The sequence below is a fragment of the Streptomyces sp. NPDC104371 genome, assembly GCF_055583785.1.
In genome coordinates, this window is sequence record NZ_JBVJNF010000011.1 from 106,787 (window position 1) to 130,632 (window position 23,846).

Annotated in this window: 20 protein-coding genes and 9 pseudogenes; 20 read left to right on the forward strand and 9 right to left on the reverse strand. The window is 68.2% G+C overall.

From position 1 onward, the window contains the following. The first annotated feature begins 418 nt into the window (after window positions 1-418). Both ACZ60T_RS28540 and ACZ60T_RS28545 read left to right on the forward strand, forming a co-directional pair. Window positions 419-1,285: a GNAT family N-acetyltransferase gene (locus tag ACZ60T_RS28540; RefSeq protein WP_469668479.1), complete on the forward strand. Its 867-nt coding sequence runs from the start codon at window positions 419-421 to the stop codon at window positions 1,283-1,285. Window positions 1,286-1,412: 127 nt separating this feature from the next. Beyond that, a complete protein-coding gene (locus ACZ60T_RS28545; protein WP_469668481.1) occupies window positions 1,413-1,679 on the forward strand; it encodes a hypothetical protein in 267 nt (88 codons plus the stop codon). Between the two features lie 193 nt (window positions 1,680-1,872). On the opposite strand, the pseudogene ACZ60T_RS28550 reads toward ACZ60T_RS28545, so the two are convergent. After that, window positions 1,873-2,818 (reverse strand): annotated as a pseudogene (locus ACZ60T_RS28550) (helix-turn-helix domain-containing protein). Between the two features lie 89 nt (window positions 2,819-2,907). Between ACZ60T_RS28550 and ACZ60T_RS28555 the strand changes: the two are divergent. Further along, window positions 2,908-3,867 carry a saccharopine dehydrogenase NADP-binding domain-containing protein gene (locus ACZ60T_RS28555; protein WP_469668482.1) on the forward strand — a complete coding sequence of 320 codons (960 nt, stop codon included), beginning with the start codon at window positions 2,908-2,910 and terminating at the stop codon, window positions 3,865-3,867. A gap of 286 nt (window positions 3,868-4,153) precedes the next feature. Here the strand turns inward: ACZ60T_RS28555 and ACZ60T_RS28560 are convergent, their stop codons facing one another. Then, window positions 4,154-4,756, reverse strand: coding sequence for a TetR/AcrR family transcriptional regulator (locus ACZ60T_RS28560; protein WP_469668484.1), 603 nt, complete (start codon window positions 4,754-4,756; stop codon window positions 4,154-4,156). Window positions 4,757-4,836: 80 nt separating this feature from the next. Between ACZ60T_RS28560 and ACZ60T_RS28565 the strand changes: the two genes are divergently transcribed. The 3 genes from ACZ60T_RS28565 (at window position 4,837) to ACZ60T_RS28575 (ending at window position 8,513) form a co-directional block, all read left to right on the forward strand. Continuing rightward, window positions 4,837-5,898, forward strand: coding sequence for an alpha/beta fold hydrolase (locus ACZ60T_RS28565; protein ID WP_469668485.1), 1,062 nt, complete (start codon window positions 4,837-4,839; stop codon window positions 5,896-5,898). A 239-nt stretch (window positions 5,899-6,137) separates the two neighbouring features. Next, window positions 6,138-6,710, forward strand: coding sequence for a cupin domain-containing protein (locus tag ACZ60T_RS28570; RefSeq protein WP_469668487.1), 573 nt, complete (start codon window positions 6,138-6,140; stop codon window positions 6,708-6,710). A gap of 198 nt (window positions 6,711-6,908) precedes the next feature. After that, window positions 6,909-8,513, forward strand: a complete 1,605-nt coding sequence (locus tag ACZ60T_RS28575; protein WP_469668488.1) for an MFS transporter — start codon at window positions 6,909-6,911, stop codon at window positions 8,511-8,513. 290 nt (window positions 8,514-8,803) lie between these two features. Here the strand turns inward: ACZ60T_RS28575 and ACZ60T_RS28580 are convergent, their stop codons facing one another. After that, on the reverse strand, window positions 8,804-9,448 hold the full coding sequence (locus tag ACZ60T_RS28580; protein ID WP_469668489.1) for a TetR/AcrR family transcriptional regulator: 645 nt from the start codon (window positions 9,446-9,448) through the stop codon (window positions 8,804-8,806). Between the two features lie 69 nt (window positions 9,449-9,517). On the opposite strand from ACZ60T_RS28580, the gene ACZ60T_RS28585 reads away from it, so the two are divergent. The 3 genes and pseudogenes from ACZ60T_RS28585 to ACZ60T_RS28595 all read left to right on the forward strand — a co-directional run. Further along, window positions 9,518-10,351 carry a class I SAM-dependent methyltransferase gene (locus tag ACZ60T_RS28585; protein WP_469668490.1) on the forward strand — a complete coding sequence of 278 codons (834 nt, stop codon included), beginning with the start codon at window positions 9,518-9,520 and terminating at the stop codon, window positions 10,349-10,351. Window positions 10,352-10,484: 133 nt separating this feature from the next. Next, a complete protein-coding gene (locus ACZ60T_RS28590; RefSeq protein ID WP_469668492.1) occupies window positions 10,485-11,366 on the forward strand; it encodes a class I SAM-dependent methyltransferase in 882 nt (293 codons plus the stop codon). Between the two features lie 21 nt (window positions 11,367-11,387). Continuing rightward, window positions 11,388-11,788, forward strand: a pseudogene (locus ACZ60T_RS28595) (transposase); the annotation flags it as partial. A 366-nt stretch (window positions 11,789-12,154) separates the two neighbouring features. Here the strand turns inward: ACZ60T_RS28595 and ACZ60T_RS28600 are convergent. Next, window positions 12,155-12,602, reverse strand: a pseudogene (locus tag ACZ60T_RS28600) (Tn3 family transposase); the annotation flags it as partial. A gap of 91 nt (window positions 12,603-12,693) precedes the next feature. On the opposite strand from ACZ60T_RS28600, the gene ACZ60T_RS28605 reads away from it, so the two are divergent. Then, window positions 12,694-13,167: a hypothetical protein gene (locus ACZ60T_RS28605; RefSeq protein WP_469668637.1), complete on the forward strand. Its 474-nt coding sequence runs from the start codon at window positions 12,694-12,696 to the stop codon at window positions 13,165-13,167. 731 nt (window positions 13,168-13,898) lie between these two features. On the opposite strand, the pseudogene ACZ60T_RS28610 reads toward ACZ60T_RS28605, so the two are convergent. After that, window positions 13,899-14,828 (reverse strand): annotated as a pseudogene (locus ACZ60T_RS28610) (Tn3 family transposase); the annotation flags it as partial. Window position 14,829: 1 nt separating this feature from the next. Here ACZ60T_RS28610 and ACZ60T_RS28615 point away from each other — a divergent pair. The 3 genes and pseudogenes from ACZ60T_RS28615 to ACZ60T_RS28625 all read left to right on the forward strand — a co-directional run. Further along, a pseudogene (locus ACZ60T_RS28615) lies at window positions 14,830-15,039 on the forward strand (NADP-dependent oxidoreductase); the annotation flags it as partial. Window positions 15,040-15,282: 243 nt separating this feature from the next. Then, window positions 15,283-15,902, forward strand: a pseudogene (locus ACZ60T_RS28620) (ISKra4 family transposase); the annotation flags it as partial. A 288-nt stretch (window positions 15,903-16,190) separates the two neighbouring features. Further along, window positions 16,191-16,601 (forward strand): MarR family winged helix-turn-helix transcriptional regulator, encoded by a 411-nt coding sequence (locus ACZ60T_RS28625; RefSeq protein WP_469668493.1) that lies wholly within the window; start codon window positions 16,191-16,193, stop codon window positions 16,599-16,601. 271 nt (window positions 16,602-16,872) lie between these two features. On the opposite strand, the gene ACZ60T_RS28630 is transcribed toward ACZ60T_RS28625, so the two are convergent. Next, window positions 16,873-17,841 (reverse strand): heme o synthase, encoded by a 969-nt coding sequence (locus tag ACZ60T_RS28630; protein WP_469668639.1) that lies wholly within the window; start codon window positions 17,839-17,841, stop codon window positions 16,873-16,875. Between the two features lie 530 nt (window positions 17,842-18,371). Next, a pseudogene (locus ACZ60T_RS28635) lies at window positions 18,372-18,758 on the reverse strand (hypothetical protein); the annotation flags it as partial. Window positions 18,759-18,762: 4 nt separating this feature from the next. Here ACZ60T_RS28635 and ACZ60T_RS28640 point away from each other — a divergent pair. Next, window positions 18,763-19,010 (forward strand): annotated as a pseudogene (locus ACZ60T_RS28640) (transposase); the annotation flags it as partial. 38 nt (window positions 19,011-19,048) lie between these two features. On the opposite strand, the pseudogene hemQ reads toward ACZ60T_RS28640, so the two are convergent. After that, window positions 19,049-19,588 (reverse strand): annotated as a pseudogene (gene hemQ, locus ACZ60T_RS28645) (hydrogen peroxide-dependent heme synthase). Beyond that, window positions 19,545-19,667 carry a hypothetical protein gene (locus ACZ60T_RS28650; protein WP_469668650.1) on the reverse strand — a complete coding sequence of 41 codons (123 nt, stop codon included), beginning with the start codon at window positions 19,665-19,667 and terminating at the stop codon, window positions 19,545-19,547. Before ACZ60T_RS28650 ends, hemQ begins: the two are co-directional and overlap by 44 nt. Before the next feature lie 89 nt (window positions 19,668-19,756). Here ACZ60T_RS28650 and ACZ60T_RS28655 point away from each other — a divergent pair, with 89 nt between their 5' ends. The 6 genes from ACZ60T_RS28655 (at window position 19,757) to ACZ60T_RS28680 (ending at window position 23,490) form a co-directional block, all read left to right on the forward strand. Then, window positions 19,757-20,608 carry an IS5 family transposase gene (locus tag ACZ60T_RS28655; RefSeq protein WP_469668641.1) on the forward strand — a complete coding sequence of 284 codons (852 nt, stop codon included), beginning with the start codon at window positions 19,757-19,759 and terminating at the stop codon, window positions 20,606-20,608. A 136-nt stretch (window positions 20,609-20,744) separates the two neighbouring features. Then, a complete protein-coding gene (locus ACZ60T_RS28660; protein ID WP_469668494.1) occupies window positions 20,745-21,290 on the forward strand; it encodes a DUF6879 family protein in 546 nt (181 codons plus the stop codon). Between the two features lie 16 nt (window positions 21,291-21,306). After that, window positions 21,307-22,155 carry a helix-turn-helix domain-containing protein gene (locus ACZ60T_RS28665; RefSeq protein WP_469668495.1) on the forward strand — a complete coding sequence of 283 codons (849 nt, stop codon included), beginning with the start codon at window positions 21,307-21,309 and terminating at the stop codon, window positions 22,153-22,155. 94 nt (window positions 22,156-22,249) lie between these two features. After that, on the forward strand, window positions 22,250-22,432 hold the full coding sequence (locus ACZ60T_RS28670) for a hypothetical protein (RefSeq protein ID WP_469668496.1): 183 nt from the start codon (window positions 22,250-22,252) through the stop codon (window positions 22,430-22,432). Continuing rightward, entirely contained in the window at window positions 22,429-22,824 is a 396-nt protein-coding gene (locus ACZ60T_RS28675; RefSeq protein ID WP_469668497.1) for a DUF6415 family natural product biosynthesis protein, read from the forward strand. The genes ACZ60T_RS28670 and ACZ60T_RS28675 overlap by 4 nt, the downstream gene beginning before the upstream one ends. A gap of 168 nt (window positions 22,825-22,992) precedes the next feature. Continuing rightward, the gene (locus tag ACZ60T_RS28680) at window positions 22,993-23,490 is read left to right on the forward strand and encodes a hypothetical protein (protein ID WP_469668498.1); all 498 of its coding nucleotides are present in this window, start codon (window positions 22,993-22,995) and stop codon (window positions 23,488-23,490) included. The last annotated feature ends 356 nt before the right edge of the window (window positions 23,491-23,846 follow it).

Genomic DNA, 23,846 nt, shown 5'->3' on the forward strand with positions numbered 1-23,846 from the left:
GCCGGCCGTAGTCAGGGAGGCCAAGCCCCGACGGTAGCCCTTCGCCAGGGCGCGGAAGATCTGCCAGGCGCCACGGGCGAGGAACAGGCTGAGCGGTCCAACCCCCGCGAGTGTCAGGCGCGGGCTGACGGACCGGCTCAGGTAGGCGATGAGCACCAGGCAGGCAAGCAAGGCACACGCAAGCAGGCTGAGCGGGTTCTGCGATGTCTCGCCAGCCGTCGCGGGTTGCGCTCGTACGCTCTGGCGCATGATGGACCCCGAGGTGCCTGAGCGGATCACCGCGCGCCGCGTGGAGCGGGGCACCGAAGCTGCTGGGCTGTTGCGGGAGCAGAAGCTCTTGGCCGGGCCGCTGCGAGAGTAGCGGCCCGACCCGGTTAATCGGTTGTGGACCTTCGGGGTGGAGTGTTTGATCCCGGCTATGACGACTGTGCTGGGAACGCCGACTGTCGACGGGGTGCGCGAGGCCATGGCCGTGCTGCGGGAGTGGCAGTACGACGGAGCGCCGATGCAGTTGCATTCGGGGGACATCGGCTGGAACTACCGGTTGGGAACGGCCGAGACGGCCGCGGCGGTCCGAACCTGGAGCCGGGGCGGGCGGATCCTCGCGGTCGGGATGTTGGACTCGCCGATGGTGGTGCGGATGACGGTCGCTCCGGACGCTTTCCGGGATGAGGGCTTGGCGCGGCGGCTCGTCGAGGACTTCTCGCTGCCTGAGCGCGGCGTGCTGCCGGAAGGAGCGGTGTCCGTCGAAGCGCCGCCGGGGCTGCTGCTCCACGACCTGCTGAGCAAGGAGGGCTGGGGTGTCGACGAGCCGTGGACGCCGCTCTTCCGAGACCTCACCGAGCCGGTGGAGGACCTCGGCGTGCGGATCAAGTCGATCGGCCCGGAGCAGGCGCAGGACTTCGCGGACGTCCTGCGGTCGGCGTTCAACACCTCGCGGCCTACGCGCGAGTACGTGCACGCCATGTCGGCGGGACCGTTCTGCTCAGACGCCCGCTGCCTGGGCGCCTATGACGACCAGGGCAATGTGGCGGCGGTGGTGACGGTGTGGTCGGCCGGCCCGGGGAAGCCGGGGCTGGTCGAGCCGATGGGCGTACACGAGGACCATCGTGGTCGCGGCTACGGTCGGGCGATCACCGTGGCCGGGGCGGCCGCGCTGCGGGAGATGGGCTCGTCGAGCGTACGTGTATGCACGCCTAGTTCCAATGTCGGTGGCGTCGCCACGTACAAGGCGGCCGGGTTCGAGGTACGGCCGGAGGTGCGGGACCGGATCCGGACGGCCTGACGCCGGGGCTGCTCGGTCAGCGGCAGTCCGGGGCGTAGATCGTCCGGCAGGTGTGGGATTCCGGTCTCCCAGCCGCCGTCACGGGTTGCGTTCGTATGCTCCGGCGCATCATGGGCCCCGGAATGCGGTGCAGGTGGCGGGGCGGGCGGTGCGGCTCGTCCCGGACCAGGCGTCAGGGGTGGCCGAGTCCGCGCTGTCGGCGGACTACCAGCGCATCCCGGCCGCCGTGCGGCAGGACGGCGGACCGGTCGCCACTCGGGCCGACGATGAGGTGTTGGGTCTGGACACCGGGGTGCGGGGCAAGCTGGAGCCGCTGCACGGGAAGTTGACCAAGTCGGCCGATCGCGGCTGGCTGTACAAGCGGGGTGACGGCAGGTTCACCGTGCGCCCGTAGCCGCTGGACTCGAAGGACGAGTGGGCATAACTGGTGCTTCCCGGGCGGAAGTTGAGTTTGGTGTGAAGAAGAACAACGAGTCCGTCGAGGGCCCTGACGGCCTTGTCTGTACCACCCGCCTGCGGCTGTCGAGCGCCACCTTGAACGGTTGACGGCAGGTGGTTGATCGCTCGATCGCGTGAGGGCCGCAGACTCACGCCCGGAACGTGCGGCGATAGGTGTCCGGCGGTACGCCGATCGTGCGGTGGAAGTGACGGCGCAGTCTTGTCGCCGTGCCCAGGACCGAGGTCGAGGCGATGGTGTCGACGCTGTCGTCCGTAGTTTCCAGTAGCTCCTGCGCGCGCCGAATCCGCTGCGTCAGCAGCCACTGGAGCGGGGTGGTGCCGGTGACCGAGCGGAAGTGGTGGCCCAGGTGACGCGAGCTCATGTTCGCCTGGCGGGCCAGGTCCTCCACGGTGAGCGGCTGGCCCAGCCGCCGCATCACCCAGGGAAGCAGCTCGGTCAGGGGATGGCCGTCCTGGGCAGGCACCGGTGTGATGACGAACTGGGCCTGGCCACCGGCTCGGTGGGGCGGCACGACCAGGCGGCGGGCGACCACGTTGGCGACCGCCGAGCCGTGGTCACGGCGGCCCAGATGCAGGTACAGGTCCATCGCCGCGGTCTTGCCCGCGGACGTGAGCACGTTGCCGTTGTCGACGTAGAGCACGTCCGGGTCGACCTTCACTCGGGGGTAGCGCTTGGTCAGTTCCTCGGTGTGGGGCCAGTGCGTGGTCGCGTGCAGCCGTCCGGCAGGCCCGCGGCTGCGAGCACGAACACGCCTGTGCACAGGGAGACCACCCGTGCGCCCGACTCGTAGGCCACGCGCACCGCTTCGACAAGTCGCCCGGCGGGTCCTCGCCGACGTCCGCCAGGGCGGGGACGATCACGGTGGCGGCGTGTGCCAGCCGGTCGAGCCCGCAGTCCGGCTCCAGCAGGAACCGGCCGACCCGGACGGCTTGCGTGCCGCACACCCTGACGTCGTACCAGGGGCCTGGCAGGGCGGCCGGTGCCGAGCCGAAGGCCTCGTAGGCCAAGGCCAGTTCGAAGTGCAGCATCCCGTCCGTAGCGGCGATCGCGACGGAGCGCGGGACACGACTCATGTCGGGAATCGTGCGGGTCATGTCGTTCCGGACACTGGGAACGAAACAGGATCTCCCCAGCGGATCACTTCGAGCACGCGGGAGCAGGCATGGAACCGGGTCGGAACGTGGCGGTGTACAGGGCCTACGGGCACACCGGGCGGTTCGTGGTCGCGGAATTGCGCGAGCGCGGGTACGTCCCGACGCTCGTCGGTCGCGACCAGGACAAGCTGCTGGCGCTGGCGCGGGCCCAACCGGGGCTCGAGGCGCGGCAGGCGGCGGTCGACGATCCGACCTCGCTCGACCGCGCGTTGAACGGCGCGGCCGCCGTGATCAACTGCGCCGGGCCCTTCGCCACGACCGCCGCCCCGCTGCTCGAGGGGGCGCTGCGCGTCGGCGTCCCGTACACCGACGTGGCGGCCGAGATCGAGGCGCGCCTCGACACGTTCGCGCACTTCGCCCAGCGCGCCCGTGCCGCAGGCACCGTGGTGGTCCCGGCAATGGCCCTGAGTAGTTGGCATCCCACTGCCGGAACGCTCGCCGCGGGCGCGGTCTCGGGGCAGCGACGGGGTGGCCGCTGTGTCCGCTACACCGGCGGCCGACTGGAGCACCACGACGACGCCCTGCCGACCCTGAAGTGGCCCTTCCCGGACCCGCTGGGCCCCAGAGCGTCATTCGGGGAGTTCACCATGGCCGACGTCGTCACCGTTCCCAGCCACCTGGCCGTCCCGGAGGTGTGCACGTATATGACCGCGAAGGCGCCTGCTGACCTGTCCGCTCCTGACGCCTCGGCACCGACCGCCGTCGACGAGCGCGGTCGCTCCGCGCAGACCTTCGTCGTCGATGTCCTCGTCCGCTCCGGCGGCATGGAACGCCGCGCGGTGGCCACCGGTCAGGACATCTACGCCATCAGCGCGCCGCTCGCGGTGGAGGCCGTCGACCGCATCCTCACCGGCCGGACCAGGACTACCGGCGTCGCCTCCGCGGGCGCGGTCTTCGGCGCCCCGGACTTCCTGCGCGCCTTGTCCGCGCACCTCTCGCTGCACGTCCCGCTCGACACACGCGGCTGACCGGCGACCCGTGTCGGAACCCGGACCTGAGCCGACCGATCACCCATGTGGCCGACCGTCCGGGCCGACCGCGATCCCACCGCGTTCCTCGAGCCGCCGCACACCCCGCTGTGTGGAAGGCCGCACAGCCCCGCAACCAAGAACAACACCCAAGCCGAGGTGCGGCGGGTCTTCTCCGATATGCGTGTCGCGGTCAGGCCGAGTGATTCAACAGGGCCAAGTTCCGAGCCCACCACGGAGGTTCGACCACACGGTCAGTCGGCCCGATCCCTGGCGACCTGGAGGGTCAGGAACGGGGCGTGGCCGGGCCGCGGATTCCGTCGAGGACCAGGTCGGCGAGTCGTTCGGGCAGGTCGGGGTCGAGTGGTTCGCGGGTGGTGAGCACTCTGAAGTGCAGGGGGGCGACCAGGGCTTCGAGGGCGAAGGCGGGGTCCGTGGCGTCGGGGATCTCGCCGCGTGCGATCGCGCGTTGGATCATCGTGCCCACCTGTTCGTGGCGTGCGCGCATGAACTCGGCACGGGCGCGGCCGAGTTCGGGGGTGTCGCGGGCCGCGGCCATGGTCCGGGCGATGGCGTGGCCGAGGGGGCTGGACAGGTAGGCCGCCACTGCGGTGGCGAAGGCGGTCAGGTCGCCGCGCAGTGATCCGGTGTCGGGGGTGGGCGACTGCTGGTCGCTGTGGCTGAGCAGGGCGTCGCCGAGGAGGTTCTCCAGGGTTCCCCAGCGCCGGTAGACGGTTGTCTCGTGGACGCCGGCCCGTGCCGCGATCTCGCCCATGCTCAGGTTCTCGACGCCGCGCTCGCCCATGGTCCGGAGGGCCGCCTCCAGGACCGCGCCACGCACGCGGGCGGAGCGGCCTCCCGGGCGGCGGCGGATTTCTGCCTCACTCACACACCCAGCTTAATGCATGGACTTCTTGCGTTTACGGTTCTAGCGTTAACGCAAGGAGAACTTGCTTCAGGAGGAGCGCGATGTCATACCGATGGGAGCAGGACCCCCAGGACCTGTTCACCGAGCGCCAGGCCCAGATGATCGGCTCCGGGCTTCCCGCCGAGGACGTCGCCGCGGTGCGCGCGGCCGTGACGCTGATGTGGCCGGACCGGCCCGGCGGGTGGGTGCACGAGTGGTCGGCGCTGGCCGCCCGCTACGCCGCCGAAGGACTGCACAGCCTGGCGGCCTCCGCATACGGCTACGCGAAGTTCCCCGTGCTGGCCGACGACGCCAAGCGCGCCGCCCTCCGGCACCAGACCGAGCAGTACGTACTGGCCTCGGCCGGCTTCCCGGTGACCTTCGAACGGCGGGTCCTGGACATCGCCCACCAGGGCGCCACGGTGCCGGTCCCCGTCCACCTGTACGCCGCCCCCGGCGTCGGCGCGCAGGCCCCGGTCCTGCTGGCCAGCGGTGGCGTGGACACCTGGAAGACGGACCTGCACCAGGTCATGGTCACCATGGCGCTCAACACCGGCGCGCGCGTACTGGCCTTCGACATCCCCGGCACCGGCGAGAACACCTCGGTCCCGCTCGGCCGCGAAGGCGCCGGGGTCATCGACGGGCTGATCGCCGCGGCCCGCGAGCTGGGCAACGGCACGGTCGCGCACCTGGGCATATCGATGGGCGGCTACTACTCCGCCTACAGCGGTCTCAGCGGCAGGGTCGACGCCGCGGTCGTCCTCGGCGGACCCGTCGAGGCCACCTTCGCCCGCGACCGCAACTGGAAGTTCGGCATGGCGGACATCGTCGGCAACGCCGTGGGCTTCGACCATCAGCCCACCCCCGGCGAACTCGCCGACCGCTACGCGTCGATGTCGCTGCGGCCCCTGCTCGACCAGGACACCAACGCCCCGATGCTGATCGTCAACGGCGCCGACGACGTGCATGTGCCCCGGCCCGACACGCTCGTCTTCGCAGGCCGTCGCGACACCGAGGTCCACCTTCTCCCGGACACCGGCCACTGCGCCGTCTCCAAGTCCGGCGAGACCATCCCCCTGATGGTCGGCTGGCTCACCGGGCAGCTCGGGACCACCGCGGCCTGAAGCGGCAAGTGGCCTTCACCCGCCCTCGTGCCGAGTGAAGGCCACACCAGCGGCACGGGCGGCGAGCCCCCACCGGCGGCATGAAACCAGCCGGTGAGCGACCCGCCGCCCGCGCCCCGCCCGAACACACCTGAACCGGGACGGACGAGCGGACACCGACCGAGCCGACCGGCAGGCCGGTGGTGCCGTGCCGCCCCCTACGACCAACGTGCCGCGCCCCTTACGACCAAGAAGGAACCATGAGCCTTCCTCCCCTGCACCGCGTGGTGACCGGGCACGACACCCACGGCAAAGCCGTCGTCACGAGTGACGGACCGCTGCCCACTGTCGTCGAACTCGACGCAGCCGCCGGAAGCGTCTTCCACGAGGTGTGGAGCACCGCCACGTTCCCGGTGGTCATCGACAACGGGCCGGACCCGACCACCGGGCCCCTCACCCTGGCCCCCGCCCCGCACGGCACCCGTATCCGCTTCATCGACTTCCCGCCCGAGTCCGAGGAGACCCTCGACCCCTCACGCGCCAAGGGGATCTTCGCGGAGATGGGCGGCGAGGACGCCTCCACCGTCGGCACGGACGCGCCGCACCCGCTCATGCACCGCACCGAAACACTCGACTACGGCATCGTGATCGAGGGCGAGATCACGCTGGTGCTCGACGACTCCGAGGTGCCCCTCGCGCCCGGCAGCGTCGTCGTGCAGCGCGGCACCAACCACGCGTGGGCCAACCGGTCCGGCCGGCCGTGCCGCATGCTGTTCGTCCTGATGGACGGGCAGTACGAAGCGTCGAACGCCCCCGCACCGACCCACGCCTGACCTCACGGGAGACCTCCGGAGGCCGACCCTGGGACCGGCCTTTGGAGGTTCTCCCGGCCTCTGTTCCGACGTGTTACCGACCGCCGACGACACGTTGCAGGCCACCGACGACACGTCGGACGGCGACCGAAGAGCACCAGCCCCCGAACGCCCCTTGGAATCAAGGGAATCACGCACTCAGGAGCACGAGTGAAGGACATGACGCAAGGAAACGAGAGAGCCGGTACCCGGCAATGGATCGGACTCGCTGTCCTGGTGCTGCCGTGCATCTTGGCCTCCATGGACATGGCGGTCATGTTCGTCACGCTCCCGGCGCTCTCGGCCGACCTCCGGCCCAGCAGTTCACAACAGCTGTGGATCATGGATTCGTACGGGTTCCTGCTGGCTGGTTTGCTCATCACGATGGGCACTCTCGGAGATCGGATCGGGCGGCGGCGGGTCCTGCTGACCGGCGCCGCGGCCTTCGGCCTCGCCTCGGCCCTGGCGGCCTGCTCGACCAGCCCCGAAATGCTCATCGCGACCCGCGCCCTCATGGGCATCGCCGGAGCCTCGCTGGCTCCCTCCACCCTCTCCCTGATCCGGAACATGTTCCTCGACGAACGGCAGAGGGCCACTGCCGTCGGCATCTGGACGGCCGGTTTCGCGGGCGGCGCCGTCGTGGGCCCGATCATCGGAGGTCTGCTCCTCGAGCACTTCTGGTGGGGCTCGGTCTTCCTGATCAACGTCCCCGTGATGATCCTGCTGGTGGCCCTCGGCCCGCTGCTGCTGCCTGAGTACCGAGACCCCGAGCCGGGACGCTTCGACCTGCCTGGCGCTCTGCTGTCCCTGGCAGCCGTCCTCGCCGTGATCTACGGCCTCAAGACGACGGCGGGACACGGTTTCGGCTGGACCGGGGCCGTGTGTGCGGCCGTCGGACTCAGTGCCGGAACCCTGTTCGTCCGCCGTCAGCGCAGGGCCGCCCATCCGATGATCGACCTCGCGCTGTTCCGCACACGCCGGTTCAACGTGCCTCTGCTCATCGACGCGTTGGAGGCCTTCGCGATGGTCGGATTCTCCCTGTTCAACTGGCAGTTCATGCAAATCGTCCTGGGAATGGGGCCGTTGGAGTCGGCGCTGTGGTCACTGCCCACCTTCCTCGTGATGCCTGTGGGTATCGCCCTGGCCACGGCGACGGCACCGCGTATCGGCAAGCCGAACGTGATGACCGCCGGGCTGACGGTGGCAGCCGTCGGCTACATCGCCCTGGCACTGATCCGGGCCGACTCGGGCATCGTGCACCTGGTGAGCGCCCTGGCTGTGGTCTCCATCGGCATCGGGGGCGTGTCCGCCGTGGTCACGGAGGTGATCCTCTCCGCGGCACCGCCGGAGCGAGCCGGTGCCGCCTCAGCACTGGCGGAGACCTCCGCCGAGTTCGGCGGTGCGCTCGGCATCGCGGTCCTGGGCAGCATCGGCACGGCCGTCTACCGCTCGCAGATGGAGTCGCAGGCCCCCGCCGGTCTCACCCCCGGGCAGCGGGCAGCGGCGGCGGAAACCCTCGGCGGCGCCGCCGACACCGCGGCGACCCTGCCGCGCCAGACCGCACAGGCTCTGCGCGAGGTGGCCTTCGACGCCTTCAGCCACGAGATGCGGATCGCCGCGGTTGCCAGCGCCGTGGTGACGGCGGGCGGAGCCGTTCTCATCGCCTCCCTGCTCCGCAACGCCAAAGGGTCGGTAGCTGTCCCAGGAGCGGTGCGGGAGCACACGACAGGACACGACGGCGAGGACAACGCCAACGGACTGTCCGTCAAGACGCCCACGTCGTAGAAGTACGGCCGGCAGGACGCCACGATGCGACCGGACCGACGGCGCCTACCGGACCGTACGACGTCAGAAGGTCGCCAACTACGTCCTGCGTCGTCTCGATGCCGGTGGCGGCACCTGGGCGGAGATACACCCGCTGAACCGGTCATAGGTGTGCCACGCCCGCCCCACTGGCTCACCGTCCACCGCCGACTCGACACCGCTACGAGCCCCCCGCAACTACCTGGCCTTCCTCGGCCTCGCCGCAGCCATCTGCTGCTGACACACGGCTCGTTCGCCTCACCACACAGGTCTCACTCGCGGTCGGGTACGCCCGGCGTGAGGAACTGGAGGGCGAGGGTGTCGGCCGCCCATCGCTCCCATGCGGAGGGCGTCCAGGCGCGGTCGCGGGTGAGGGTGAGGAAGAGTTCAGGGCTGAGCAGGGCATAGAGAATGTCGGCGGTCTTGTCGACTGTCAGGCCGGGCCTGGCCCCTGGCTTGTCCAGCAGCGCTTTGGCCGCTGCGGTATGCACGGCGTAACGCGGATCTCCGTGTTCGGGCCACACCTCTCGCAGCTCGGGGTGGGCGGCGGCTGCGGCGCGGACCATCTCGGAGATGGCGGCGACGCGCTCAAGGATGGTGCGGCTTCCGGTCACGAGTGCGGCAAGGCCGCTGTCGGCGTCCGGCGCTTCCACGACCTGCGCGAACCAAGGGCGGTCCATCGTTGCCACCGGCACGTCATCGCCCGCGATGGCTACATCGACCAGTTCCTTCAGCAGCCCGGGCTTGTTACGGAAGTTGAAGTAGATGGTCTGGATGGCCACGCCCGCGAGGTCGGCGACCTGCTGGAGCGTGGTAGCGCCATAGCCGTTCGCGACGAACAGCTCGGTGGCGGCGGCAATGATCCGCAGACGTGTACGGGTGGCCCGGTCCGACTGAGGCGCCTTGACATCACTCATGACTAGAGCCTACATCTAGAGTCGACTTCTAGAGGTCGACTCTAGAACCGTGTGTGAGGGAGAACTTTGATGTCAGCGATCGCCAACCAGGAGCAAGCCAAAGCGTGGAACGACTGGGAGGGCCGGCTCTGGGCCGACCACCCTGAGCGCTACAACGCAATGCTGGACGCCTTCAACGTGCCGCTGTTCGCAGCGGCCGACATCGCCGCCCACCACACTGTTCTGGACGTCGGCTGCGGCACCGGGCTCACCACCCGCCTGGCCGCCCGCCACGCGCACCGCGGCCACGCGCTCGGCATCGACCTGTCCGCGCCCATGCTGGAACGGGCCCGCCAAGACGCAGCCGCCGAGAACATCACCAACATCACCTTCGAGCAGGGGGACGCGCAGGTCCACCCCTTCGCCGGGCCCGGCTTCGACACCATCATCAGCCGCGGCGGCGTGATGTTCTTCGCCGACATGGTCGCGGCGTTCACCCACCTGCACGACGCCCTGGCGCCGGGCGGGCGCCTGGCCTTCCTCGGGCCACAGCCCGGCGGCCCTCACAGCGCCTACGCACGGGCGACCGCGGCGCTCACTCCCTACCTGAACGAGCCCTCACCCGCCGCGCGCGGCATGGGCTCCCTGCTGGACCCGGCACGGATCACCGAGGTGCTCACGGCGGCGGGCTTCCGCGCCATCGAGATCACCCCGGTCGGCGCGGACATGGGCTTCGGTGCGGACGCCACTGACGCGGCCGACTTCATCTTCTCGATGGGACCCACCCACCACAACCTGCGAGACGTGGACACGGCCACGGTGGCCGCACTGCACGCCCAGGTGCAGGACGCCCTCGGTGAGTTCGAGACGCCGCAAGGCGTGCGCATCCCCGGCGCCGTGTGGATCGTCACCGCCGCACGCTGAAGCCCGCCCGTCGCCCCGCGTGGGCGACGGGCCATCAGCAGAGGGCTTGGACGCCCGCTGACCTCGGCGGTTGGACGAGCCCAAAAGCTTCCTGAGCAGACGCCCATACTTTCTCTCCGACGGAAGCGATCCGATGCACGAACTCGCCAACACCGCACAGTTCGAGGCCTGGAACGGCGACGAAGGCCGACACTGGAGCGATCGCCACGGCCGCTGGAACGCGATCAACCAGGGCTTCAATCAACCGCTGCTCGAAGCCGCCGGGATCGGCCCCGTGGACCGGGTGCTCGACATCGGCTGCGGCGCAGGCCAGACCACCCGGCTCGCCGCCAGGGCCGCCTTCCGCGGCGCGGTTCTCGGCCTCGACCTTTCCGGGCCCATGCTCATCAGGGCACGCGCCCAGGCCGCCGAGGAGGGCTTGGCCCGGATCACCTTCGAGCAGGGCGACGCCCAGGTCCATCCTCTGCCCACATCCACGTTCGACGTGGCCATCAGCCGGTTCGGGGTCATGTTCTTCGACGACCCGGTCGCCGCGTTCAGCAACATCGGCCGGGCCCTTCGCCCCGGCGGCCGACTCGCCTTCGTCTGCATGGCCGACCCGACCCGCAGCGAGTGGGCGCCCGTGTTCGGCACAGCACGCGCCTCTCTGCCCCTGCCTGCCGAGGAGCTGGCCACCCCCGACGGGCCAGGGATGTTCTCACTCGCCGACCCCTCTGTAATCCACCGGATCCTGGAGGACACAGCCGGCTTCGACAAGGTGCGCACCGAACCCGTCGAGACCCTCAGTGACTTCGGACGCGATGCCCACGAAGCGGCCGAGCACCTGCTCGGATCAGGCCCCGGCCGACACCTGGTCAAGCTGCTCGACTCCGCGAGCAGCGTCGACAGCGCGGACCGACCGAGCGGCACCGACAGCGTACGAACCGCGTTCACCGCCGCTCTTGCCGCCCACGAGCAGCCCGCAGGCGTCCACCTCCGCACCTCCGCCTGGCTCGTGACCGCGACGCGACGCTGAGCATCGCCGCCCGGCCCGCCACTGGGGAGACCCACGCCCGCGCTGCCATCATGGCTGACCGAACCGCTCTGGGACCAATTCGCGGCTCTGCTGCCCGGCCGGTGTATCACCCGGACCGTCCGCTCGGCTGCCACCGCCCGCGGATCAGCGACCGGGTCATCTTCGACAAGCTCCTGCAACTGCTGCGCTTCGGCTGTTCTTACGAGGCGATCGCCGACACGACCTGCTCGGCCACCACGATACGAAACCGCCGCGATGAGTGGATCCGACTCGACGTCTTCGCCCGGCTCAAGCAGATCGCGATGGAGACCTACGACCGAATCGTCGGCCTCGTCCTCGACCAGATCGCCGTCGATGGCTCCATCACCAAGGCCCCCGGAGGCGGCGAGGTCGCCGGACGCTCACCGGTCGACCGCGGTAAACACTGCACGGGCTTCTCGTCGTCCCGGACCTCGACGCGTACGTCGCCCAGACCTCGTAGCGGGCCGTGGGGCTCGGCCAGGACCTCGCTCAGGAGACCATCGGGGCGGCATCCGCGAAGGGTGAGGACCTCCCGTGGCAGCGGGACCGGGTCAACGAACAACCCTTCGACGCCCGCGCACCTCGCCCAGAGCTGCTCCTCGCCATCTTCGTCCTCCTGAACCAGGAGGTATTCCACCGGAAAGCTCCGGTCCCACCTGGCGTGATCTGCGATGCGCACCCAACCCCCGTACGCGTGAGCAATCTTCGCGCCTACGATACGGACCCGCCTGGCCCGGGGAAGACGGAGGACGGTTGCTCGCCCTCGGTCACGTCTCGTCGGCGGCGCTCAGATCGCGCAGAGGGCGCAAGCCGCCGGGCAGTTCCGGCAGACGGAACGAGTACCGGCCGAGCATAGTGACGTGGTGCCGCACGAACGGGGAGAGCCGGGCGACGCCCTCGTCACGGACGTCGAAGCCGTCGGCGCGGAGTTGGGCGACGGTAGCCAGGCTTATCGGCCAGACGAAGGATGTGCAGTGACTTCGAGATCCGCCCGTAGTGCGCCATCGCGTCGCCCAGCGGGGTGGGCCGGCCGTCACGGGACAGCATCCGGATCACGTCCCAGGCGCGGACGGCTCCGGTGTGGATGGAGCCGATGATCCGCAGGATGTCGTCCCAGTGCCGCTCGATGCGCCACATCTTCTGGTCCGGCAGGTCGGCCAACTACGGCGCGTATGTGTACCCGGCCAGGGTGAGCAGGCCGAACACGATGTCGCTGTTTATGTGGACAGTTCAAGTTGATCTTCTTTCGTCGGAGTAGCTACCCGCATAGAGTGAGATCTTCGATGGAGTGGCAGGGGTGGCGACCGTGGAAATCACCGTCCAGTGGATACGGACGTCCTGGACGAAGCAGTCCCGGGGAGGAGAGGCTGCCGCCCGTAGGAACGCGGCCCCGGTCGGCTTCACTGTCCCGGCTTCGCCGCCCCCGTTTGCGCATGTGGTCCGCATGCATGAGCAAGACGGCTTCGAGCCCCGTGGCGGACAGGAAGACCTGCGCAAGGCCGATGTCCAACTGCGTGAAGTCGACGGCCGGTTGAGGGTGCTTCCCCGAGTGCGGCCCTTGTTTGCCATACCCCCGCGGCCGCGACGGCCTCCGGCTGTCCGTCTGGCACCTGGACAGTGGGTCCGCTGGCAGCTCAACTACCGTTTCAGCAGCGCGGCAGGGATACGGGACTGGTCGTACTGGATGGACACCTTCAACATCGCCTACGGCCCGGTGGACGCCGATGTGTTCTTCTCGGAGCCCACTGTGTACGTGGACGAGCGAGGACCGCTCCGGTAGCTCCACCACCGGTGTTCGCTGGTGCAGCGGTGGCGTTCGACCTCGCGGTCCCAGCCACGTTCGGCCGCGTCGCGGGCGAGCGTCAGCTCGACCTCGCGTCGTGCTCGCAGCCGTGGTGCGTACTCAGGTGTGGTGACGAATTCTGCGCAGGTCAGGTAGAGGTCGCACTCGCAGGGGCCTTCGGCGGGGAGCCGGAGGCAGCGGCCGAGTTCGAGTTCGGTCTTGAAGAAGTTCGTCTTGAGCCAGTCGGCCGAGGTGTCGGGCAGCTCGCCGTTGCGCAGTTCACGTCGGCGGCCGGGCCGACGATGGTGGCACCGGGTCCAGGCACGGCCTGGTAGCCGCGCAGGACCTCCTGGTCGCTGTGGCCCACCCGGTCGGCCAGCGGTGCGGCGAACCGCGCGGCCAGGTCCGGCCACCGTTCACGAAAGGCCCGGTCCACGACGCGCTCCTGGCGGGACTTCGACCGGGCGCCCTTGGGATGGTCGTCACGATGGCGGACCACCACGCGCTGGGAGCGGTTCAGTCCGCCGGACGCGATCGCGCTACTGGAGTACCTGCGGTCGGTGCCGTCCCGTCGTCCGCGTCGCCGGATGACGCTGTCGGTGGTGACGATGGCTACCGATGGGCCGGTGACCAGGCTCGCGGCAAGCACGGTGAACCGGATCCTGGCCGCGGTGTCCTGGTTCTACGAGTACGCGATCCTGGCCGGGCTGCTGGAGCGGGCCAACCCGATCGAGAAGCGCCCGGAGGCCGCCGCCCCACGCCCGAGTGAGCGGGATCGACGCCTGGGCTTCGATCAGGGTCGCGTTGGCGGCTCGGGAGGACTCCAGCCGCAGGTAGGTCTGGTCGACGTGGGAGAGCCGGCTGTACTTCAGCGCGTCCAGACCGCCGATTACCGGGGTGTAGCCGACGTTGCAGCCGTGCGCGACCAGCAGTTCGGCGATCGTGACGTGCAGATCCCGAAGGCGGGCTTCGCCGCCGGTGACCGAGGTGAACGCCTGGTCGGCGCCGGTCCAGGAGAACACCTCCAGCAGCACCTCGGGCAAGTCCACCCTGGGCAGCATCGCGTTCACCGCCGTTCGCAGCTCCAGCAGCGAGGCCGGTTCAGGCTCCGGCTCCAGCGCGGCGAAGTGCAGCCGACCGTCGTCGAAGGCGATCTGCGCATTCGCCGACAGCCGGGAGGCGACCTCCCGGTAGGTCCCGTCCAGCAGCGCGGCCCGCGCCGCCAGGTGCTCGCCCGCCCCTTCGGGCAGACCCAGGGAGGCCGGCACGGTCGGCTTGGCCTGCTCCCACGCCTCCCCTGCCAGCAGCTTCGCCCGCGGGTCGCCCCACTTGGAGGAGTTCTTGGCGAACACCTCCTTGCACCGCAGCATCCGGTGGAACTGCTCCAACAGGCAGAACGTGTACGCCTTCCAGTCCACCGTCCCCGGCTCCTGGCGCGGGGCAGAGAGCACCAGGCGGCGCCAGGAGCCGGCCAGTAGGGTGGTGTCGATCTCGGCGGAGCCTACCTTCTTGCGGCCCATCAGATCCCGCAGCGACTTCAACGCCTTCAGTACCGGCAGCCCCTCCGGAGTGGCGCCGAAGTCCACCACCTCGACCAGCAGCTTCAGGAACGGCCGCACGGTGCCGGACCGGGTGACCAGCATCGCGCGCCACGCCTCACAGAAGGTGATCTCCATCGCCGATCTCGGTGTCCGATTCTCTGGCGTGGCCGGGAACGTGTCCGAAGCGCTCGTCGTGGCCGCCGAACCTCATCTCGTGGGGAATGCTCCACATCCCGTCGAGAAGGCGTACATGCTCGCCGAGGCCGCGGCCGCGCACATCGACAGTCAGGTAGGCCACACTCGCGGGCGCCGGGTCATACTCGTCTGACTGCGGGATGAGTGATTCGAGCTGAAGGTTCTCCGGAATTGGCAACCGGCTGCGTGTGGCAGCTTTGTCGTGGTAACCGAGGGCCATCAGTGATGGCCGGAGCAGGGCGCAGGCAACGCCCGCAGGGAGGCCTGGACGGCGGTGTATGTCTGCCACCCCGAGATGACGGATGGCCACGGCTATACGTGTACCCGGCTGAGCGCATTCGCGCGTACGCCGACATGCAGCGATCAGTGCCGGGCCCGCCCAGGGCCGAAAGCCGAGAACAAGTGGTGCGCCGTCTCCCTGGTCCGCCCGCCCGAACAGGTCATCGCCGACGCCTTGGACCAGGCCCACGCCCGCGACCCGAAGCACCTGCGGCCCTTGATCGTCCTGGTCGACGGCGCCCGCCACCAGCTCGACCTGATCACCGGCCTGGATGGCCGCTCACGCTTTTACAAGCCCGGCACCGCCGAGGCCGGCCTGGGCCGCCGACCAACTGACCGCGATCCTCGCAGGCCACGCCACCCGAGCCACCTACGAGTTGACCGTCCAAGCTGACGGGGGAAGCACTCCCGGCTGCCCGGCGCGAGGCCGTCGAAGCCTGCTAGCGCTACCTCCCAGGCCGCCTCGACCAGCTCCGCTACGACACCGTCCTCGACAAGGGCGGGCGGCCGATCGCCACCGGCGCGGTCGAAGGCACCTGCCGCCACCTGATCGCCGACCGCCTCGACATCACCTGTGCCCGCTGGGGCCTGCCCAAAGCCGTCCGCCGACTACGCGCCCTCGTCTCCAACGGCGACCTCGACGTCTACTGGCGCTCCCACGCCACCCGCGAGCACCAACACCTCTACCTCGACCAGCAGATCTACCGCCTTACCGCTCGCGCGGATCGACCGCGCCGCGGCGGTTTCCGGGGCCACGTCCGGTGCCGTGAACCAAGCGTGAGGGCAACACTCTGAGCTTGCATCGGATGGCGGGGTGTGCGCGTGCACCGTGACGGGGGAGAGTCTGAGGTGAGCGGGACGTTGGCAACGTACTGGTGAGACGGCAACGCCATACAGGTGACCTGCTGATTCCGATACGGTGGGGTGCTCGGACAGCAGGGAAGGAAGACTTGAATGGCAGACGCGAGGGATGCTCGCTCGGCGCGATACCCACTGAGTCCAACGATGATCATGATCTTCCAGGGGCGTTCCTTGGAGGCGCGAGTGGAGGACTCACTAAAGGGTATCGGCCTGTCCTTGCGTCGACTTGGCCTCTTGGGGCACCTGCGGCAGGACCCAGGCATCTCGTTCAGCGCACTGGCGCGGCGAGCGGGGATCAAGGTGCAGAGCCTGCATCCGATCATCGAAGCGCTGATCTCTGACGGATACGTCACCACGGTCGGTGGTGTTGGGCAGGGTCGCGCAGCGGTCATCGAGCTGACGGACCGTGGCGTGCGGATGCTCGAGCGAGGAACGCAACTGATCGCAGAGCACGACCAAGAGGTGTTCGCGGAGGAAGAGTGGAAGGACCTCGGCACGGCGCTTACTCGTCTCGGGGAAGCGTTGTGGCGCGAGCATCAGGAGTCGTCATCATAGGAGTTGAGTGACCGCTCCGGCGGCTACCATCGCGGTCGGGTTGCTCCCTACCCTCACCATCGCTTGGGAAATCGGGAAGACCAATGAGGGCCGGAGTGGCCCTTCTGCCCGTCGTGACAGTGGAGAGTACGCAGGGGGTCAAGGACTCGACGACACCGATACCGTTGTCGATCAGATCAGGTCCTCGCCAATTTTCCGGCCTGCCGTGTTCGCCAGGTTCTTATCAGACGCACATTGGCTGTTGAGTCGTTGCCTGGTCATTTCGCGGGCCTCAGTGACTTAGGAGTGGATCAACAGCTACTGCGGCAAACAACAATGCGAGATACGCATTTGATGCAGCGAACACTCGCATTGGCCGAGGGGAGGCTGCCGCTCGACGGGCGGCGACCTGAAACCGAAGGGCCTCCCATACGAACCATGCTCCACCGGCTGTAGCTACCGTTGAATAAATCCAGTTCATTCCAGCAATGGGAATGAGGAGAAGCGATGTTACGGCGGTCGCGGCGGCGTACGCAGTTACTCTCTTTGCCACGTATTCGATATTTCGGATCGCGCCGAGCATTGGGACGTTGACGCGACGGTAGTCCTCGCCGTACTTGACGGACAGCGGCCAATAATGCGCCGGGGTCCAAAAGAAAATTACAAGGAAGAGCGTTACCGCCGACCACGAAACGTTCCCTGTCTCTGCTGCCCAGCCAATGACCACAGGAAAGCAGCCGGCGATTCCGCCCCACACGATGTTCTGCTCGGTGCGGCGCTTCAGGATGATTGTGTACACAACGACATACCAGAGAATCGCGCAGACAGACAGTACTGCGGCCAGGTAATTCACCAGGCAACAGAACCAGACCGTCGAGGAGATTGCCAGGAGCCAGGCGTAGATCAGGCCGGACCGCGGTGTCACCTCCCCGGTTACCAAAGGGCGGCCAGATGTGCGTTTCATCTGGGCATCCATGTCTCGATCCAGGTACATATTGAAAGCCGAAGCGCTGCCTGAGCTTATCGATCCACCGATGAGCGTCACCACGACGAGCGACAAATTCGGCAAGCCGCTATGAGCCAGAACCATGGTCGGTGCAGTCGCGACAAGCAGGAGCTCCATAACTCGCGGCTTTGTCAAGACAACATAGGCGCGGATGCGTAGAAATGCTCTATATGCAATTGCGGCTGACGTGTCGTGGGCGACATGGGGCACGAGTGATTTACCCCGGTCTTCTGCCTCTCGGACCTCCGTCGGCACACCGTTCCGTCGAGTCTCTCCGCCGCTCACAACGGCCCACCTTTCCGGCGCAGGGCAGCAAGCCTCGCGGCTGCTTCCGCATCGACTCTTGATCTGCGCCGCTTACAGTCTAACTGTAAGTTTAGGAGTCCTGGACGGGGCCGATGATCCGCGCTGCTCGGCCGACAAGTAGACGCCGAGACAGGGACGTTGCGACCCCTGGTACACGCGGAGTGGGCTCCATCCCTGTCGCGAGCCGACTGACGCCAGGGGACAGGCGACGTGAAGGATCTTCGTGATGCCAGTGCATCGCCTGGCCTCGCCGTTGCCGACGGCGGTGAGGCGATCGCGGGTCTTGCCGAGCTTGCGGAACTACGGCGAGGTGTTCGGCCTGGTCGCCTCCACACACGGCTGCTGACTTCCCTCGCGAATGCCGACAAGGCCGAGTCGGGACGAATGCGGCCCGGTAAGTCCGGAGCCAACGCTGTCACCGATCACATTGCAGTGTTGTTCGACCAGGCGCTCATGTAGATCACGAGGGTCCATTGCGTCTACTCCCAGCGGAAGAACTTCCGGCGGCCACCAGCCCCGCAACCGCCCACCCGGCCGAGGATCCCGTGGTCGCCGACCGGCAGGCCAGCACCGTGCTGCAGCACGTCCCGCAACCCGTTCGAAGGGGCGGCCGAGACGGGTTGCAGCCCAAGCACGTCCCGGGCAGCGGAGGGGAACTCGTCCAGCGGGACGGTCGCCCCGCCGACGACGAGCAGGAGTAGGAAACCCAGGTTGGCGGCGGCCAGGGTGGCCTCGGCCCTGAGGGGGCTGGCTATCAGCAGCCCCAGCCCGGTGAACGCCGTGGACATCACGGCGAGAGCAAAGATGCCAGGCGCGAGGAAGTCGACAGGCTTCCCCGCGCCGGTATCCGCGATGTCCGCGGAACTGACGGTCCGCGCCCGTGGCATCGTCCCCGTCATCGCCCGCCGAAGCACACCACACGGCACTGGCCTGGGCCCCTACCGGTGGGTGGTCGAGCGCACGATCGCCTGGCTCCACGGTTTCCGTCGGCTCTGCATCGGCTGGGAAGGCGCGCCGACACCCACGTAGCCTTCATCAAGCTCGCCTGCTGCCGGATCACCCACCACCAACTCGACTCATTGTGTTGGCTGTTGTCAGCCCGCCGCCTGTGGATCTGACGGCGGTGACGGCACAGTGGGGGAGCGGCTCAGGTCGCTCAAACACCAAGTAGTTCGTACAGCTCGTGGAGCTCAATTCGCCGACCTGTAAAGAACGGTGTCTCTTCACGCACATGCAACCGTGCCCGTGTGGCGCGGAGTGTCCGCATCATGTCCACGAGGTCAACGGGATCGTCAGCTTCAAGCGGAAGGATCCACTCGTAGTCGCCGAGGGCGAACGCAGAGACCGTGTTCGTGAGGACCGAGCCGTACGCCGCTCCGACGCGACCATGCTTAGCGAGGAGATTGCGCCGCTCTTCTTCAGGGAGCAAGTACCACTCATAACTCCGATTGAACGGGTACACCGTGAGTCAGTCAGCCGGCGCGACACCCCTGACGAAGGCCGGCACGTGGGCCGGATTGAATTCGGCCTCGCGATGGACGCCCATCGCATGCCATACCGGATGCAATCCCTTGAACACCCGCTCGCGTCGCAGCATGCGCGCAGCCGACTGCAGCCGTTGCGGGTCTGCTCCGTGCAGCCAGACCATCAAGTCAGCTCCAGCAGACGGACGAGAGATTGTCAATCGACCTCTCATCAACCACCGGTTGGTCCTCCCCGATGCTGTATACGCTCCACAGCGCGAAGGCGGGACCGGCTGTTTCGTTGTTGCTCACGAAAGTCTCCTTAGAGGGCATCTGATCTAGGTAGTTGGTAGTTAGGGGTGTTTTTGTGACTGATGGCGTTGGTGGTCGTTGCACCGTGTGTGAGTGATCGTCGTCCATACCGCAGTGATGTGTCCGATGCCCGCTGGGCCTTGATCGAGCCGGTCTTTACCGCCTGGAGGGCGGCACGGACCGGCCCCGGAACAGCGGCTCGGGTGCACGACCTGCGGGAGATCGTCAACGCGATCCTCTACGTCAACCGCACCGGCATCCCGTGGGAGTACCTGCCGCACGACTTCCCGCCGTGCAAGACCGTGTACGACTACTACGCCAAGTGGGAAGCCGATGGCACCACCGAGCAGGTCCACGACCTGCTACGGGACAAGGCGCGTCGAGCCCACGGACGCAGCACGGAGCCGACCGCGGCCGTGGTGGACGCGCAGAGCGTGAAGGCCTCGGGCAACGTCGCCGAGACCAGTCAGGGCATCGACGTCGGCAAGAAGATCAGGGGACGCAAGCGACACCTGATCACCGACACCCTCGGGCTGGTTCTGACCGTGCTCGTCACCGCGGCATCCGTGCACGACACCGCCGGCGGCAAGCTTCTGCTCGACGACCTGACCGCGGCACACCCCAAGGTGACTAAGGTCTGGGCCGATGGCGGTTACCAGAGCAGCAGGTTCAACCACGGCGCCGAGCTGGGCATCGACGTGGAGGTGGTTCAGCGACCGCAAGCGCAGGGGTTCCAGCCGCTGCCGAAGAGGTGGGTGATCGAGCGGACCTTCGGCTGGTTGATGCAGCACCGCCGCCTGGCACGCGACTACGAGGCCCTGCCGCAGAGATCCCGGGCAATGATCCACTGGGCGATGGCTAACAAAATGTCCCGCGAACTCACCGGAGAATCCACGCCAACCTGGCGAATCGAAACGGACATCCCACTCACAACAGCGTGAACATTGATCAGACGCCCTCTTAAAGCCCTGGTCGGCTCCACCGAGTGGGTCGCCGGCCACAAGACGGGGATCCCCGCGCACGAGCGGGTGATCCGGATTCCGTTCCGCATGGTGCAGATTCTCAAGGAGGCGTGCGATGCCGCTGAACGCGCAGCAGCTGAACACCGCGACGTTCGCTGAACTGCTCGCCGACACCCACCACACGGCGGTCCACCTGGAGATGCGCGACCTGTACGCCGTCGGCGACGAGACGGACGACTACGCCGCCTTCCTGCGCACCGGCCTCCCCAACCTCGACCCCGGCCGGTCGTTCTGGCCACAGTGGATGCCGCTCGTGAAGGACGCGGTCGCCCGCGGCGTGGCGATGCGCCGCGCGAGGATCGTCTCCGAGCCGGTCACCGACTACATCCGCTACGAGCACGCCATCACCCCGCTCAACCTCCAGGCCGGAGAGGACGTGCGCTGGCTGCCCCGCCGCCGCGCCTCCGACATCCCGCTGCCCGGCAATGACTTCTGGCTCCTGGACGGCGAACTGGTGCAGTTCCACCACTTCACCGGCACCGGCGACTGGGCAGCCGACGGCAAGGAACGCACCACCGACCCGGCCGCTGTAGCGCTGTGCCACGCCGCCTTCGAGACCGTATGGGAGCGCGGCATCCCGCACGCGAAGTACACCGTCTAGGCCCCTGAGCAGCCCCATGAGCGCATCCCCATCGTCCAGCGCACAAGCAGCCCGTGAGGCGCTCGCTGTGCGCTTGCAGCACCTGCGCAAGGACGCCGGCCTCACCGGGAAGGAGCTTTCCGCCCGGTGCGGCTGGCACCCCGCGAAGACCACCCGCATCCAAAAGGGCGAGGCCCCGCCCTCGGACACCGACATCCGCACCTGGTGCACGGCCTGCGGCGCCGACGACCAGGCCGACGACCTCATCGCCACCGCCCGCGCGGTCCACTCCATGTACATGGAGTGGCGCCGCCTGCACCGCACCGGCATGCGCAAGGTCCAACTGGGCTGGAACGCTCTCCACGAGCGCACCCGTGTTTGCCGGGTCTACGTCTCCAACGTGCCGCCGGGCTTCTTCCAGACGCCCGGCTTCGCCACCGCCCTCATGGAGCAGATCACCCGCTTCCAAGGCACCCCCAACGATGTCGCCGAAGCCGTTGCGGCCCGGATCGCCCGCTCCCGGTTCCTCTACGAGGGCGGCCACCGCTACGTCGTCCTCATGGAGGAATCCGTCCTGCGCTACCGCACCGCTGACCCGGACGCCATGCGCGGGCAGCTGCGCCACCTTTTGGCCGTGATGCCGCTGACGTCCGTCTTGCTCGGGATCATCCCGTTCACCGCGCAGCGCACCGTGTGGCCTCTGGAGGCGTTCTACGTCCACGACGACACCACGGCTGTGGTGGAGACGCTGACGGCGGAGATCAAGGTGACGCAGCCGCGCGAGATCGCCGACTACGCGAAGGCGTTCGCCGGCCTCGCGGAGATGGCCGTGTACGGCGACGCCGCGCGGGCTCTCATCGAGGCCGCGATCGACGCCCTGGAGTGAACTTCCGCAATTACACGCAATTTCATTGAAGAGCGAGTGGCGGCCTCCGTAGCGTCGAACGACAGCGACGCACCCAGCAACGGAGGCGGTGCCCATGAGCGCACCCACACCCGCCGGACCCGCAGCAGAGGGATGCGGACTCCAGCCGCACGCCTTCGGCCGGCCTTCCCCGGCGCTGATCGCCCGCGCCGACCGCGGCTACGCTCGGTTCCTCGCCCAGGCTGCCCTGGACGACCGCACCGGCGACCAGGACACCGACGCGGCGAGGCACCGGTGAGCGACACCTACACCGTGCTCCACGACCCCCACGGCCTGGTCGACGCCGAATTCCCGCTGGACCGCGCTCCGTACGAAGCGCTCGTCACCGTCGTCCTCGCGTGGAAGAACCCGAACCTCACGCCCCGCGACTACGAGCAGATCGTCCTCCAACTGACCGGGCACGCCCGCGCGGTCGCCGCCGATGTCCAGCGCCATGCTGCCGCCCTGCCGAAGAACGACGGCCGCGGCGCCCTTGCCGAAGTCATCCTCCGCGAAGCCGCCGGACGCCTCTGCGCTCCGGTACAGGGCACCGCACGCTGCGCCCAGAACCGTGCCCGGCTCGTACGGGCGCTGTACGAACGGCTCGACCGCCTCGAGGAAGCCGCGCCCACCGATGCCGGCACTTCCTGAAGCGCCCCGCACAAGGGCGCGAGCACGGATCTTTGAGTGCACTGATGGCTGACCAGCGCCAGGACGATCTGGGCCCGCCAGAAGTATGGGAGAGGACACGCGATCTGCCTCCATGAGCCACGGGCACAGCGGGAGGATGAGTTCATGACATCGTTACATGAGCCGGTGATGGAACTGGTGCGGGCTTCCCTTGACTCCTCTGCGGAGCGGGCGCGCACGCGCCAGGACTCGCCCGTGTGCCAGGTAGTCATCCAGGCAGCGGAGTCCGATCTCGCGTCCGGCGGGGCGGACAAGGTCATCCAACTCGCCGTCGGGACGGGCATGACGGCGGCCGGCCTGACGACCTGGCTCGCCCAGGAGCGCGGCCTGCAAACAGACGAGCTAGTCACCCAACTTGAGCAGGCCCGGCCTCAAGGAAGGAGCCTGCCAGGACCCGTCCTCGAGATGCTGAAGTCACTACTGACCGGGCCACCCGGGATGCAGCAGGCAGCCGAGTTCATGGTCGCCCTGTTTCACAATGACGAGGAAGCCTTCTACGACCTCATCGTCGATCTGGGCAGCTACACGGCCGTCTGCATCGGCATGCTGAACGCGCTGGAAATCAGCAGCGTGGAGGAGACACTTGAGGACCTGGAGGACATGCTGATCACGTTCTTCACCAGGTGACCGGCCAGGAAGGTGCCCGCTCCGTCCGGGGCGGGCACTGCCGCGGCAGATCGGCCGCAACTCGCCGGGCCCCACATCGCACGGTTCTGCCGTCCGAGGAGCCGTGTGAGCAAGGGGCCCGACAAGCGGCCCGTTCAACCACAACGGTCAGGACGCACGGTGCGAACCTCGCACGGGTAGCGAGCACTCCGAGATCAACTTCACCAGGGAAGAACACGTACGGCCCAGCCAGCGGCGCGGCGCATGCCCTGCCGCTCGATGACCTTCCAGGGGGTAGCGGTGACCGGATCGACAGGCAGGGACTCCGCACTCAAGCGAGCCCGTCTGGCTCAGAACCTGACGCAGGAGGAAGCGGC